A 16,224-nucleotide genomic window follows, 5' to 3' on the forward strand; every position below is an offset into this window, starting at 1 on the left:
CGCTACTTGTGGTTGTAATTTAACAACTGGTGGTTGTATGTGTTGAAAATCAATGCTTGTTGCTGGGGCAACTTGATCCGTAATCCAGGTGTGTGATAGTGGGGGAGGATTCGGGGAAGACGGGATTTTAGCCTGATTTTAAAAAAAAGTCCCGGCTTAGCCAGGACTTTTTTTGTAGCGAGGAGAGGATTCGAACCTCTGACCTTCGGGTTATGAGCCCGACGAGCTACCTCTGCTCTACCTCACAATGAGGGGGCAAAGGTGCATAAATGATTATAATTAACCAAATTTGTTTTTGCCTGGATCTTTCATTTCCGGGAACAAAGATGCGGGCGCCGTCAACCAGCTTCGCGCCCCCGCCTTTTAAACAAAGCAAATTGCGACTTTTAAACAAACACGCCAGTCTATTTATACCCGAATTTTGATTCATCAAATAAATAATGATGAATACAGATTCAAATGTTGAAAAGACAGTACTGGTGACTGGGGGAGCTGGTTTTATTGCCGTCCATTGTATTTTACAACTATTAAATGCAGGTTATCAGGTAAGGGCAACACTCCGTTCTCTAAAACGGGAGGCGGAGGTAAGAGCTATGCTCAGAGAAGGAGGTGTGGAAGCGGGTGACCGTTTAACGTTTATTGAGGCTGATCTGTCAGCGGATGCTCATTGGAGCGAAGCGGTAAACGGGTGTGATTATGTATTGCATGTTGCTTCGCCTACACCGATTGTTAACTATAAGCACGAAGATGAAATGATCATTCCTGCGAGGGAAGGTGTGCTGCGGGTATTACGTGTATCAAGGGACGCCGGTGTAAAGCGCGTAGTATTAACTTCTGCCATAGGTGCTGTTGCGTATGGTCATCCTGCGCAAACAGCACCTTTTGATGAAAGCTACTGGACTAATGCTTCCGGAAAGGCGCCCGCTTATCAGAAATCAAAGACATTAGCGGAACGGGCCGCATGGGAGTTTATCGAAAGGGAAGGCAATGGGCTGGAACTATCAGCGGTTAATCCGGTAGCGGTTATGGGACCGGTATTAGGCCCTGATTATTCGCACTCCATTTATCTGATCAAAAATCTTTTAACAGGCGAGATACCCGGCTGTCCGAAGATCAACTCGGGTTTTGTGGATGTTCGTGATGTTGCCGATCTGCATCTGCGCGCCATGACGGATCCGGCAGCCAAAGGCGAACGTTTCATTGCAACTGCAGGCGAGAGTATCTGGTTGGTTGATGTTGCTAAAACGCTTAAAAAACATCTGGGAGATGCAGCTGGCAAAGTACCTGTAAAAGAACTGCCCAGTATATTGATCCGCATTGCAGCGCTTAAAGACGCTAAGGTAAAAAGTATGATCCCACTATTGGGTATGGTGATGAACGTTACCAGCGAAAAGGCGATCAGGCTTTTGAAATGGTCGCCACGTACCCGGGAGGAAGCGATACTGGATACAGCAAAGAGCCTGATCAGACTTCGCCTGCTTGAGCAATAATTGTTTAATTTTATATTGATGGAGGTAGCCGAAATATTTATCGCCTGCAAAAAGGAAGTCCACTACAGCCGGGAGCTGATCTTGCCGCAACCAGCGCTGGTGCGCATTGTTTCCGGCGAAATGAGAATTGCCGGCGCAGATCGGGTCTATCATTTTTTTGCAGGCGATACTGTACTATTGCCTCGTAACCAACTGGGCAAAATGAGTAAAATGCCCTTGAACGGAGAGCCTTGCGTAGTGATATCATTGCTTTTCCGCAAAGAGAGATTACAGCAGTACTATTCCTCCAACAAGATCAATCCGCAGGTCCCGAAAAGGCATGAACCTATTTTGTTTCGGGAACATCCGTTATTGAAAAGTCTTTTCAATTCTTTGTCACCTTATTTTGAACTGGCTAATGCTTTGCCCAAGGATATTGCTGCTTATAAGGTTGAAGAAGCCATCCGGGTGCTCCGTGCCATTGATCCAAAGGTAGATGGGCTATTCGGGCAGTTTGAAGAACCGGGTAAGCTGGATCTGGTCAGTTTTATGGAACAAAATTATATGTTCAACCTGCCGCTGGAGAAATTCGGTTATCTGACGGGCAGGAGTCTTACTACCTTCAAAAAAGATTTCAAAGATGCCTTTAAAATAACACCTGGGCGCTGGTTAACGCAAAAACGACTGGAGCTGGCGCATTACCAGATCTTTGAAAAAAATAGAAAACCATCTGAAGTATATCTGGACGTTGGTTTCGAGGACCTTTCCCACTTTTCCTTCGCCTTTAAAAAGCATTTTGGATATAATCCAACCAGTGGTAACGCTGCAAAGTATTGACTGCGGCCCTCGGGCCTTGCATAGTATACACCCTTGTCAGATGGTGAAGTACAATGTGTGGCTAATGTTCAGTAAAATGAAATGCGGGGACTTGCATTCTCCGCTCATATTCAAGCTGGTTGTAACAAATGTGAGATGGGGATATCGATAAAGTGCAATTATTTTGTCGATATAGGGTATGAAGGGGAAAAAGGAGATGGGTATTTTTGGAATATGAAACGCCGAACAATGATCCGAGGCCTGGCCGGAGCCCTTCCTGCCTTATTGGCCGCACGTTATGTTAATGCTGCCACTCTTTTTGAAAGTTCCCTGCCCGGAGAGCAGATTGCGCCAGGGCCTTTCAAACCTTCCTGGGAATCCTTGAAGCAATACCAGGTCCCAGATTGGTTCAGGGACGCCAAATTCGGTATCTGGGCGCACTGGGGTCCTCAGTGTCAGCCGGAACATGGCGACTGGTATGCACGCGGCATGTACGAGGAGGGAAGCGACCATTATAAATACCACCTGGAGAAATATGGACATCCTTCGAAGTTTGGCTTCAAAGATGTGATAAATGAATGGAAGGCTGAGAACTGGGATCCCCATCAGCTGCTTTCATTGTATAAAAAGGCGGGCGCAAAGTATTTTGTTGCCCTGGCCAATCACCACGACAATTTTGACAACTACAATAGTAAATACCACTCCTGGAACTCCTTAAACATGGGGCCGAAAAAAGACCTCATGGAAGGCTGGGCAAAAGCAGCCCGGGAACAGGGGCTATTTTTGGGCGTGAGCGTGCATGCGGCGCATGCGTGGAGCTGGTACGAGCCTGCCCAGGGGGCGGATAAGAACGGGGCGCTTGCCGGTGTGCCCTATGATGGGAAGATCACCAGGGCTGATGGCAAAAATGCATGGTGGAACGGATATGATCCACAGGAGCTATATGCACAAAGTCATCCGCGTAGCGCCAAAGTAGAAGGTTGGGATGCTTTCAATCAGCAATGGGCCTGGGGCGCCGGCGCAAGCAAGCCCAGTAAAAGTTATTGTGAAAAGTTCTTCAACCGCACTGTAGACCTGATCAACCGCTACGATCCCGACCTGGTATATTTCGACGATACGGTGTTGCCTTTGTGGCCGGTAAGCGATGCCGGTCTGCGTATAGCTGCGCATCTTTATAACCGCAGCATTAAAAAGCATGGCAAGCTGCAGGCGGTGCTTAACGGAAAGATACTTAATGAAGAGCAGCGAAAATGTATGGTTTGGGATATTGAAAGGGGGCAAAGTCAGCAGATTGAGCCGTATGTATGGCAAACAGATACCTGCATCGGCAGCTGGCATTATGATCGCAGGGTCTATGAACAACAGGGATATAAATCGGCTAAAACGGTCATTCACACACTGGCAGACGTAGTGAGCAAGAATGGTAATCTTTTGCTCAGTGTACCGGTACGGGGAGATGGCACCATTGACTCAGCTGAACTGGCTATTGTGGAAGGCATTGCTTCCTGGATGCAACAAAACAGCGAGTCTATATATGACACGCGTCCCTGGAAAATATATGGGGAAGGGCCGGCTATAGAATCGGCAGCGCCCCTTAATGCCCAGGGATTCAATGAAGGTAAAGGAAAGCCTTTTGGACCGGAAGATATCCGCTTTACAAGCAAGGGAGATCAGCTCTATGCCATAGTGCTTGGCTTGCCGACGGACGGGAAAGTCAGGATCAAATCGCTGGCTGCAGACGGTAAGTATCATCCTTCCGCCATTACGCGTGTTGAATTATTGGGCCATGGTGAAGTAGCTGTAGAACGGACGAAGGATGCACTGATAGCACAGTTGCCTGATAGGCTGCCCAACCAGGAGGCCTTATGCTTTAAAATCGTCTGAGGCGGCTTATTGATGGTATTTCGTTATATTGTGGAAGGTGGTGGAGAACCTTGCGCTTGCTGCTGCAGGGGACTCCCGAGCTTAAACACGTGATGATGCGTTTTCTTATCTGGATTGTATGCGCCTTGCAATCGCTTCCTGCTTTTGCGCAAAGCAGTCATTATAATTTCTCCAAGCTAAACACCTATACCGGGCTTTCACATAACCAGGTGAAGGCTATATTGAAAGATCATGACGGATTTTTATGGTTTGGCACTATGTCGGGCCTCAATCGTTATGATGGATATTCCTGCAGGGTATTCAGGAAAAACCACAATGACAGCACTTCGCTTCCTGATAATAATATAGGGGCACTCTATGAGCTGCCGGATGGAAAGATGTGGGTGTCTACAGCGGGAGGCACTTGTATCTATGATCCGGGAACTGAAAAATTCAGTGCTGATCCTGGCGGCTATTTACACTCCCTGGGTTTACCTTCCGGTACGATCAGGAATATTGTCAAAGGCAACAATGGCAGATACTGGTTCCTGTACGAGGAAACGGGTTTATACGTGTATTCACTTACTGCTAAAAGTGCAAGACCGGTAAGGCTGCAGCACCCATTGTCCCCTTCAGCAAAGATCACCTTTGTTCAGGAATCAAAAGACAGGAAGCTATGGTTGATCTATCAAAATGGATTTTTGCAGGAATATGACCCGGAACAAGGTAAGGTTGTCTACTCCAGTACTGCTATACAGCAAAAATATCAGGGGAGCGATTTTTATAACTTTTTTATCGACAACGATGGAGATCTTTGGGCCTGGTGTTACAACAGCGGAGTCTTTCTTTTCCATCCCGCGGATAGCACCGTCAAACAGTTTAATAAAAATTCGTCCCCTTCGCGGTTGAATTCGGATGTGGTAAGCCAGGTGGTGCAGGATAACAACGGTTTAATATGGATAGGAACAGACCATGGCGGAGTAACACTGATCAATAAAGATGAGCATTTCAGCACTACTTATCTCCTGAACAACCCCGATGAGCCGAAGAGCCTCAGTCAGAACAGCATCACTATTATCTACAAAGATGATCATGGAATTATCTGGCTGGGCACTTACAAACAGGGCCTGAATTATTTGAACAGTGATATTGTACAGTTTCCATATTATCATCACCAGGAACTGAATGCAAAGAGTCTTCAATACGATGATATAAACCGTTTTGCTGAAGACCGGCGGGGTAATATATGGGTAGGTACCAACGGCGGGGGGCTTATATACTTTGACAGAAAAACTAATACGTTCACACAATACCTGCATGATCCGAACAATAAGAACAGCCTGAGTAATAATGTGATCGTAAGCTTGTGGATCGATCACGATGAGATCCTTTGGATTGGTACTTACCTGGGTGGTCTCAGTAGTTTTGACGGAAAGCAGTTTACGCACTACAGACATAGTGATAAGGATCCTTCCAGCCTGGCAGATGACAATGTATGGGAAGTATTTGAAGATAGAGACCAGCAGTTATGGATAGGCACTTTAAATGGTGGTTTGGACCGTTTCAACAGGAACAAAAAACAATTTGAACACTATAAAGCCGGATCGGGTGGCTTACCCGCTAATACTATAAGCGCTATCCTGCAAGACAACAAGGGGAATTTATGGGTTGGAACCGCTGCCGGCCTGGCCGTTTTCGAAAGAAATAAACATACGCCGCTTATTTATCAGCACACAGGCGCTAAGAACAGTTTAAGCAGCAATACCATCACCTGCCTTCTGGAAGACAGTAAGGGAAGGATCTGGGTAGGGAGCCGGGATGGCCTGAACCTGTTTAATGCGCAAACCAAAGAATTTACCTCATTTACTACTGTAAACGGCCTGCCTGACAATGTGATATTGGATATTCTTGAAGACGATCATCACAACCTCTGGCTTTCCACACCCAATGGATTATGTAACGCTGTTCCAACACAAAAGCAGAATGGCGCCGGTTTCGCTATTGTCTGTTACGATGAGATGAACAACATCCAGAACCGGGAATTCAATGAAAATGCGGCGCTGAAAACCCATGCAGGTGAATTGTTGTTTGGCGGACCTTCCGGTTTTAATATTATAGACCCTGGCAAAATCGGAATGCCTTCATACCACCCGAAGATCGTTTTCACTGGTCTGCAGGTCTTTAACTATAACATAGATCCCGGAACTGTGGTCAATGGCCGTGTGATACTGCGGCAATCACTGACAAGGGTTCCCGAAATTGAACTGAAACATAATGAGAATGTTTTTTCGATCGAGTTTTCCTCACTTGATTTCGATCATAGTACCCAGGACAAGTACGCATATATGCTGGAAGGATTCAATACAGATTGGTTATATGTGAACGGTAATCAACGGCGGGTTACCTATACAAATCTTGATCCGGGGCATTATGTTTTCAAAGTAAAGGTTTTAAATGGATACGGCCTTTGGAGTGATGTGAAGACCTTACAGATAAATATCGAACCGCCGGTCTGGCGAACGCCGCTCGCTTATTTTATCTATGCGTTAATAGCTGTCGGATTATTCCTGCTTGTCCGGCGCATTACACTCGACAGGATACAGATGCGTTTTGAAATGCAGCAACAACGCAGGGAAGCGGAAAGAGCACATGCGTTGGAACAGTTAAAGACGAAATTCTTTACCAACGTAAGCCATGAATTCCGTACACCCTTAAGCCTTATCATTGCGCCATTGGACAAGATCATTAAGCATACTACGGATGAAGAGCAGGTAAAGCAATTAAACCTGGTACAGCGTAATGCAAAACGCTTATTGAACCTGGTAAACCAGCTATTGGATTTCAGGAAGATGGAAGTACAGGAGGTAAAATTACATCCTTCTATCGGCGACATTGTAAAGTTCTGCAGGGACACGAGTTACTCTTTTACCGATATTGCGGAAAAGAAAAAGATCCGGTTTTCCTTCTCCGCTAACATTGACAGCGTGGAAATTTATTTCGATAAGGATAAGATTGAAAAGATCCTATTCAATCTGCTTTCGAATGCTTTTAAATATACGCATGATAACGGCGCCGTGGACATTCACCTTATCTATCAGCCGCCACTGAATAATGAGGGAGATGGAACACTTATCATTAAAGTAAAAGATACAGGTATCGGGATCCCGGCCGCTCAGCATGAAAAGATATTTGAACGGTTCTTTCAAACGGAGGTGCCGGAAAGCATGGTGAACCAGGGAACCGGCATCGGCCTGGCTATTACAAAAGAGTTTGTAAAATTACATAAGGGGACCATTAGCGTAGAAAGCGAGCCGGATAAGGGTACCTGTTTTACCGTAGTGCTTCCGGCAAAGAAAATTTATGAAGCTTCGCCCCGGGCTGTGATAAGCCCATTACCGCCAGAAAATGGAGAATCATTAGTATTTGAGGAAAGTAAAAGGGGCGATAAGCGGAAAACCATACTCATAGTGGAAGACAATGAGGACCTGCGCTTTTATTTGAAGGACAACCTGAAGGGGCAATATCATATAGAAGAAGCCGTAAATGGCAAAGAAGGCTGGGAAAAGATAAAACAACTAAACCCCGACCTTGTGGTGAGCGATATTATGATGCCTTTAATGGATGGGGTTGAACTAACTAAAAAAATTAAGACCGAAACGCTCACCGCCCATATTCCCATTGTTTTACTTACCGCCATGGGAAGTGAAGAGAAGCAGCTGGAGGGTTTGAAAGCAGGTGTGAACGATTACATTACAAAACCCTTCACTTTTGAGATCCTGGCTTCACGCATTAATAACCTGCTGACACAGCAAAAATTATTGCAGAAAAGGTTCCAGAAACAGGTTGAGGTCAATCCCGGAGAGGTTACTATCACTCCTGTGGACGAAAAATTCCTGAAAAAGGCTTTAGAGGCCGTTGAAAAGCAAATAGATAACCCGGATTTTTCGGTGGAAGATCTTAGCCGTGAGATGTGCATGAGCCGTGTTACCTTTTATAGAAAGATAGTTTCACTTACCGGCAGGTCGCCCTTAGAGTTCATCCGTTCGATCCGTTTGAAAAGAGCAGCTCAACTATTAGATAAAAGTGGAATGTCAATTGCCGAAATTGCATATCAGGTAGGATTTAATGATCCCAAAATCTTCACGAAATTTTTCAAGGAAGAGTTTAATATGTTGCCTTCACAATACAACAAACATTAGAAAGAAAGATAATTAGTTCCTCTTTGACTGAATATGGGCAGTGAAAATCAGCTATTTGTAACATTTGTTCCCCCTGTTTGAAACATTCGACCACCCCATTTCAGACGGTCTGGTAATAGCTTTACACTATACAATATTCAATCCACGCGTATGAAACTACAACTGCTACAGCCTTGCCTGTCTGCCTATGCCTTGTTCAGGGGCTTATTAACCGGATCCCCGGTTTGTATGGGATATCCCGGGGGCCAGACGATCTTTCTTATCCCTATACCTACCGGATCACCCCAAACAGTGAAGCTAAAAGCCGCCCGGATGAAATGTCATCCCCGCTGAAGAACAGCCGCAAGGATAATAATCTGGTTAAGTTAAAATTATTAAAGCATGAAGTCAACCAAAATGATTCGCTCGCGAATGCTGCCGCTATTGGGTATCCTTTTGGCATCCCTTGTCAGCATAAACCTCTCCGCACAAACACTCAAGATAAGTGGTACGATCGTCAACCAGGGTAATTCTACTCCGGTTCCTGGAGCATCGGTTGCTGTAAAGAACGCCCAGCGTTTCGCAATCACCGATGAAACGGGAAAGTTTACGATCGACGCGTCAACAGGAGACGTATTAGTGATTACAATGATAGGCTACCTGAAAAAAGAGGTGGTTGTTAATAAAAGCACCTCCATTCAGGTGAAACTGGCTGAGAATGTTTCACAGCTGGAGGATGTGGTGGTAATTGGTTATGGCAAGACAAGACGGAAAGACGTTACAGGTGCCATATCTTCTGTTTCTGGTGATGAGATCCGTAAAACACAACCTGTCACCTTTGATCAGGCCTTGCAGGGAAAGGTGCCTGGGTTAGTGGCGCAACAAATATCAGGTCAACCAGGTGGAGCGGTATCTGTCCAGATCCGGGGCTTGTCTTCTTTTAGCGGTGGCTCACCTATGTATGTAATAGATGGGGTCATTATTGGCGGCACCGCCACATTGGGCGCTGGTGTCAATCCATTGGCCGGTATCAATCCTTCTGAGATTGAATCCATTGATGTCTTGAAAGATGCGTCTGCAACGGCAATTTATGGGTCCCAGGCAACAAATGGCGTAATAGTAATAACAACCAGGAGAGGACAGGTGGCTCCGCCAAGTATTTCTTATGATATGTATACAGGCTACCAGCAAATACCTAAAAAGCTGCCTGTAATGAATTTAAGGGAATATGCGGCTTTCATAAATGAAAGAAATACGGGGTTAGGCTGGGGATTTGATGCCCGGCCGGAGTTCGTAAATCCCAAATATCTGGGCGAGGGAACTGACTGGCAGAAAGAGCTTTTTAGAAATGCACCGATGTCAAACCATACCTTGACCATCAGTGGGGGAGATACAAGAACACAATACCTGCTGTCCGGCTCTTATTTCAACCAGGAGGGTATTGCCCTTGGGTCCGATTTCCGCAGGATATCATTAAGGTTAAACCTCGACAATAAAACGACCGATTGGCTAAAGATCGGTACCAGCCTGCAACTTGTCAGTATCAAAGAAAATGTGAATTCAACCAGTTCGAATGTAATTAACACCGCATTAAGTCAGACACCGGATATAGCTGTAAAAAATGAGGATGGTAGCTGGGGCGGCGCCTATAATCCGAATGGATGGGTCAATAGTACGGTGAACCCGTATGCAATAGCCCTTATTAACAAAGACCAGGCAAACAGGAAACAGCTTTTTGGTAATTTATATGCAGAAATAGCTTTTACCAAAGACCTGAGCCTCCGGAATGAAGCAACAGCAAGCTTTTCAATGGCAACGGAAGACCGGTTTAATCCTTCTTACACCTTCGGCCTGGTAAAAAATAATACGAACAGTGCATCTTATAATTTTTCGCAGAGCCTGTTTACAACTATAAGGAACTTTCTTACCTATTCACATCTGTTTAAAGGTAAATACAATGTAAATGTGTTGCTGGGCCATGAAGCGCAGCTAAGCACCAGTGAAAGTACTTCTGCCGGAAGATCGAATTTTCCATCCAACAATGTGCAGGTGATCAGTAGTGGCGATCCTACTACCGCCACTAATTCAGGCAGCAAGGGGCAAAGCGCCCAGGAATCATACTTTGGTCGTATAAATCTGGCGATCAATGATAAGTATCTGTTTACCGCCAATCTCCGGGCAGACGGGTCTTCAAAGTTCGCTCCTGAAAACCGCTGGGTGAATACCTACTCAGGAGCATTCGCGTGGAAGATTAATAAGGAAGCATTTCTGCAGTCTGTAAAAAGTATGAATGAATTAAAGCTGCGCCTGGGCTATGGTTTAACGAACAATCAAAATATCCGGGATTATGCCTATACCTCTACACTGGCTACTGTGGCTACGGGGCTTACAGGTATAGCACAGCTTACCCAGAATGTAGGAAATCCTTATGTGCAATGGGAAAAAACGAAATATGCAAACATAGGGCTGGATGGTACGCTTTTTAACTGGAGATTAAACTTCTCTGTCGACTTTTACAATCGCAGAACCGATGGTCTTATATTACAGATCCCTTTGCCATTGTATTCCGGTACGGCGATCGGCTATTCACCAGGCTCGCTGGACGCCCCATACGTCAATGTAGGTACAGTTAATAACAAGGGTTTCGACTTTAGGATCAGTTCTACCAATGTTAAAAGCAAAAGTTTTACCTGGAAAACGGATGTAACCGTTTCGCGCAATATTAACGAGGTGCTGAAACTCAATACGGATGGCGCCTCACTGGACAGACAGTATAGCAAAACTGTTGTGGGTAGGTCTATTGGTGAGTTCTACGGATATGTTATTGACGGAGGTGTGTTTGCAACGAAAGAAGATTTTAAGACCCACGCATTGCCCACTAAAAATGGTGTGCCGTTGCCGGTAGGCGCTGCCGGTGGTAGTATCTGGTATGGTGATCTGAAGTTCAAAGACTTTAATGGCGATGGCGTTATTAATGAACATGATCAGACATTCCTCGGTTCTCCCATACCTAAGTACCAGATTGGTTTAAATAATACCTTTTCTTATAAGGATTTTGATCTGAATATATTCTTCACTGCAAACATCGGCAATAAAGTATATAATCAGCTGCGCGTAAACGGAGAATATCCGGGAACAAGCTTTGGGTATCTCAGGGCACTGATGAATTATGCAAAACTTACTTTGATAGACCCGAACGGATCGGCAACCGATATTAATAATATAAAGGTGACAAACCCCGATACCAGGATTCCCGGAATCAGAAATGATAATACCAATGATAATAACAGGAACTCTGACAAGTTTGTGGAAAACGGAACTTTCGTACGGTGTAAGAATATTTCATTAGGATATACGCTCCCACAAAAGCTTATTGAGAAAGCTAACATTAAGTATGTGAGAGTCTATTTCAACGTTTCAAATGCTTTTATTCTTACCAATTACAAGGGAATGGATCCTGAGATCGGATCATGGGATCCGCTAAGCGCAGGTGTTGACGGAGGTTATTATCCGCAGCCCAGGGTGTATACCATTGGAGCTAACATCAAATTGGGTAAGTAAAATATTCATCTGTTTAATATAAATAGTTATGAGATCAATATTGGACAAAATAATGGCTTTCCTGTTAGCTACGATTGTTATAACAGGATGCTCCAAAAGTTTTTTAGACCGTCCACCGCTGTCGCAGATAAGTGCTGATAACTTTTATCAAACTTCCAATGATCTTAGATTGGCAACAGCCGCATTGTATGCCGGTACACCCTGGGGCGACTGGAATTATAACTGTTATTTACCTGTAGGCGATGTGCTGAGTGGAAACATGGCGGTTGGTTACTGGGGAGATGCTGTGCAGCTTAATACTTTTACAGTTACCGGCCTAAACGGCATCATGGTCTCCAACTGGAAAGGGATGTATACTGTCATTGCACACTGTAATGTTACCATTAATGCCATCACACAAAAGGCATCCGCATCTATCCCTGACAAGGACAGGAATGCTGCTATTGCCGAAGCCCGCTTTATACGTGGATTTGCCTATTACAATCTGGCGGTGTTATGGGGGGCTGTACCTATTATTGAGGATAATAGTAAACTGATTATATCTCCGTTGATTAACCGTATAAAAACGGAGGACGTATATAAATTCGCAATTAATGACCTGACTTTTGCAGCAGGAAATCTACCGCCTGCCGATGCTGCCGGGAGGGTTACTTCCTGGTCTGCACAAGGCATGTTAAGTAAGGTTTATCTGACAGCAGCGGGATTGAATCAGCAGGGAGGTACCCGCGATCAGGCTTACCTGGATAGTGCAAGAAAATACGCAGGGAATGTGTGTAAGAACAGCGGCCTCGCGCTGGTCGCTAATTATGCCAACCTCTTTAAAAGTCAGTTTAACGATAATCCCGAGTCATTGTTTGCATTGCAGTGGGCGCCGGGTGGAGGCTGGCTGGAAGGAAATATGCTGCAGATCTATTCCCCTGGCGGTACTGAAATATCAGCTAATGGCTCGGCCGGCTGGTTTAATATCCGCCCAACCATAGATATGTACCAACTTTACACCACGAAAGATTCTGTAAGGCGTAAGGCCACCTTTATGATCAATGGTGATTATTACCCGGAGCTGAACGCAGCGGGTGGAGGATATAAGTTCACGGGTGATTGCGGATTGAAGAAGCATATTATTGGTACAAACAAGGATAATAATGCGCCAACTATGAACCTGACCTCCTCTACAGAACACAATGCATTATTAAGACTGGCAGATGTTTACCTCATTTATGCTGAAGCGATACTTGGTAACAACGGCTCCACCAGTGACGGTGAGGCACTGCTTTACTTTAACAAAGTTCGTGAAAGAGCCGGGATTGATCCAACTACTAAAATAGATATAGATACCCTGATTAATGAGAGAAGGATTGAGCTTGCAGCGGAAGGACAATACTGGATAGACCTGGTCCGGCTATCTTATTACAACCCGGCGAAGGCAATCAGTAAATTAAACGGAGAGAAGCGCGTGACATTTACGTTGCCAAATGGTGTTTTGACGCCTGCGAGTCCATACGGCGTTATTACACCTGCAACTATTCAAAGCTTCACTTTCCCAATACCATCTTCTGAGGCTACTGCCAACCCGAAATTGTTGGAAGCTCCGGTATCATATTATTAAGCAATACTAAAAACATTATACCGTGAATAAAGTAATATTCAACCGGCACTATAAAGGCTTGCTGTTCCTGGCACTTGCTACGGCTTTTGCATGGATGCAGTCCGGCTGTAAAAAAGAGTCAATAGAAGGTGCACCTGTTATTACAAGTGTGAGGAATTATGCAGCGTCGCCTGCAGATACCCTTGTGAATGACATTACCACTGGTCAATGGGTGGTATTGATCGGACATAACCTGAAAAACGCTGTACAGATCTCCTTCAATGGCGTACCTGCTACCATCAACAGCACAATGTTCTCTGATACCAGCGCTACTGTGCTGGTACCCGCTGTGATACCATTTCCGTCAGTGCCTGCAGAAGAACTGAACACTATCCGTTATGTTACGCGGGAGGGGGCTACCACTTTTACATTTGATATTGTGGCCCCGCCACCTACCATCACAAGCATATCCAACGAAAATGCCAATGAGGGCGATTCCGTTTATATTTACGGGTTGAACTTATTTTTTATAAATGAGCTCACTTTTGCTGGTACGCAGGTTACGAAATACACCACAGCTGGTGATGGTACTTCTATAGGGTTTGTGTTACCAGCGCTTACACAAAGCGGACCTGTAGTAGTGGCTACAAAATCTGGTAGGGCCTCCACTCCCTTCAATGTAAACGATGCTACAACGGGCGTTCTCTGTGATTTTGATAAGGTAAATACTTTCAGCTGGGGTACCGGCATTGATAATAGCAGCGTCAATTTTCCCGGTAACAGGGGCAATTACGCAGTGCTGAGTAATGGCATTCTGCCGGCGGGCGATGGTACCTGGTGGGATTGGCAGCGCAGCATAAATACCAACGATGTACAGTGGGTTCCTGCCGACAGTTTAAGTCTTTCTCCTGATGACTATGCCCTTAAGTTTGAGATCAGCGTTCCCGACGCATGGACCGGTACTTCTATCTATATCATAAAAGGTTATTCATTTGACTATATGGCCCGTTATGAGCCGTGGCAAGGTACCAATGGTGTTGTGACTGCCTTCACTACAAAGGGCTGGCGTACGGTAACTATTCCGTTGTCGATGTTCAGGAGCAATGACGGTAAAGGTTCAGCAGTTGCAAGCCTGACTACTTTGCTTGGCGCCACTGGTAATGGAGCGGTAAATATCCAGACCAAGAACTTTTCTGCTTCACCATCAGCTTCCGGCTTAAAGGCCGCCATTGATAATATCAGGGTGGTGAAGATTAAATAACGCAAATTTTTTTAACCAAATACACAAATATGAAAACCAGGAGTTGGTATGCACTTAGCGCCCTTATAATTGTGGCGCTAATGTCTGCATACTGTAGTAAAAAGAGCGTGATCACACCGGCCTTGTCGGTTTCTTTATCTGAAATTGCTTTTAAGGCGAAAGGGGACACCGCTGAGGTAACGATCACGAGTAACGTAGAATGGAATATTAGCAACCCTGCTTCTTCCTGGTTGCAATTGAGCAAAACAAGTGGCAGTGGCAGCCAGGCATCCATTCAGTTGATCGCTGTAGCCAATACCACAGGAACTACCCGTTCAGTAGTATTGGAGGTTAACGCGGGAAACAAACAGCTGCGCCGGATAAACATAACGCAAGCCAGCAGTTTATATCCGGGCTATAATGTATCGCCCGCACCAGCTGATGCAACTGGCATGGGAAGTACTGCCGTGCAATTGGCGGCTAAATTTAAGCTGGGCTGGAACATTGGAAACACGCTGGAAGCTATTGGTGGAGAAACTGCCTGGGGTAATCCTTTAATTACCGAGAGTTACATCCAGGCTGTAAAGCAGCAGGGATTTAATGCCATCCGCCTGCCCTGTGCATGGGACTCGCATTCCGATAAAGCTACCGCTAAGATCCAGGATGCCTGGCTTAACAGGGTAAAGCAGGTGGTTCAGTACTGTGTCAATAACGATATGTATGTTTTGCTCAATATCCACTGGGATGGTGGTTGGCTGGAAAACAACATTAATGCGCAGAAGAAGGATTCGGTTAATGCCAAACAACAGGCTTTCTGGGAACAGATTGCTACCAGCATGCGTGATTTTGATGAGCACCTGATGTTTGCAAGTGCCAATGAACCCGCTGCCGAGAATGCGGAACAAATGGCAGTACTCGCCAGTTATCATCAAACCTTCGTTAATGCAGTCAGGTCTACGGGTGGCCGTAACAGTTACCGGGTGCTGGTGGTGCAGGGACCGCAAACAAATATTGAAAAAACCAATGACCTGATGAATGCTCTTCCCACAGATCCTGCGAAAGACAGGATGATGGTGGAAGTACATTATTATTCCCCATCCCAGTTCTGTTTGCTGATGGATGGCGACGCATCCTGGGGAAAAATGTTCTATTACTGGGGTACAGGGCATCATTCTACCATTGAGCCTGACCGGAATGCCACCTGGGGTGAGGAAAGTGATGTAAACAGCTCTTTGGCCAGGATGAAAACGAAATACACCGATAAACAGATCCCTGTTATCATGGGTGAATATGGAACCTACAGGCGTGGCAATAGTAAGTATGTTCCAAAAGACCTGGCCACCCACAATGATGCGGTGGATTATTGGCTGACCTATGTAACAAAACAAGCCATTGCGAATGGGCTTAAACCCTTTTACTGGGATACCGGCGGTGCTTTGGACAGAAGGAATAATACTGTACTTGATCAACGTACGATTAATGCCATCGTGGCGGGTAGTAAATAACTGTTAA

8 protein-coding genes and 1 tRNA gene are annotated in these 16,224 nt (G+C 45.3%); 8 read left to right on the forward strand and 1 reads right to left on the reverse strand.

The features are described from left to right. Nucleotides 1–175: 175 nt before the first annotated feature. Nucleotides 176–247, reverse strand: a tRNA-Met gene (locus BLR32_RS20945). Nucleotides 248–443: 196 nt separating this feature from the next. Here BLR32_RS20945 and BLR32_RS20955 point away from each other — a divergent pair. From BLR32_RS20955 to BLR32_RS20990, 8 genes are all read left to right on the forward strand, one after another. Beyond that, a complete protein-coding gene (locus BLR32_RS20955) occupies nucleotides 444–1,490 on the forward strand; it encodes an SDR family oxidoreductase (protein ID WP_089835073.1) in 1,047 nt (348 codons plus the stop codon). Nucleotides 1,491–1,508: 18 nt separating this feature from the next. Then, entirely contained in the window at nucleotides 1,509–2,306 is a 798-nt protein-coding gene (locus tag BLR32_RS20960; RefSeq protein ID WP_089834816.1) for a helix-turn-helix domain-containing protein, read from the forward strand. A gap of 228 nt (nucleotides 2,307–2,534) precedes the next feature. Further along, the gene (locus BLR32_RS20965) at nucleotides 2,535–4,169 is read left to right on the forward strand and encodes an alpha-L-fucosidase (RefSeq protein ID WP_245705483.1); all 1,635 of its coding nucleotides are present in this window, start codon (nucleotides 2,535–2,537) and stop codon (nucleotides 4,167–4,169) included. A 95-nt stretch (nucleotides 4,170–4,264) separates the two neighbouring features. Then, entirely contained in the window at nucleotides 4,265–8,347 is a 4,083-nt protein-coding gene (locus BLR32_RS20970; protein ID WP_176842372.1) for a hybrid sensor histidine kinase/response regulator transcription factor, read from the forward strand. Between the two features lie 381 nt (nucleotides 8,348–8,728). Then, nucleotides 8,729–11,887: a SusC/RagA family TonB-linked outer membrane protein gene (locus BLR32_RS20975; RefSeq protein ID WP_089834819.1), complete on the forward strand. Its 3,159-nt coding sequence runs from the start codon at nucleotides 8,729–8,731 to the stop codon at nucleotides 11,885–11,887. A 28-nt stretch (nucleotides 11,888–11,915) separates the two neighbouring features. Next, the gene (locus BLR32_RS20980; protein ID WP_089834820.1) at nucleotides 11,916–13,493 is read left to right on the forward strand and encodes a RagB/SusD family nutrient uptake outer membrane protein; all 1,578 of its coding nucleotides are present in this window, start codon (nucleotides 11,916–11,918) and stop codon (nucleotides 13,491–13,493) included. A gap of 22 nt (nucleotides 13,494–13,515) precedes the next feature. After that, the gene (locus tag BLR32_RS20985; RefSeq protein ID WP_089834821.1) at nucleotides 13,516–14,733 is read left to right on the forward strand and encodes a glycan-binding surface protein; all 1,218 of its coding nucleotides are present in this window, start codon (nucleotides 13,516–13,518) and stop codon (nucleotides 14,731–14,733) included. Between the two features lie 29 nt (nucleotides 14,734–14,762). Continuing rightward, the gene (locus tag BLR32_RS20990; protein ID WP_089834822.1) at nucleotides 14,763–16,217 is read left to right on the forward strand and encodes a cellulase family glycosylhydrolase; all 1,455 of its coding nucleotides are present in this window, start codon (nucleotides 14,763–14,765) and stop codon (nucleotides 16,215–16,217) included. The last annotated feature ends 7 nt before the right edge of the window (nucleotides 16,218–16,224 follow it).

The sequence above is a fragment of the Chitinophaga filiformis genome (genome assembly GCF_900102545.1).
GTDB lineage: Bacteria > Bacteroidota > Bacteroidia > Chitinophagales > Chitinophagaceae > Chitinophaga > Chitinophaga filiformis.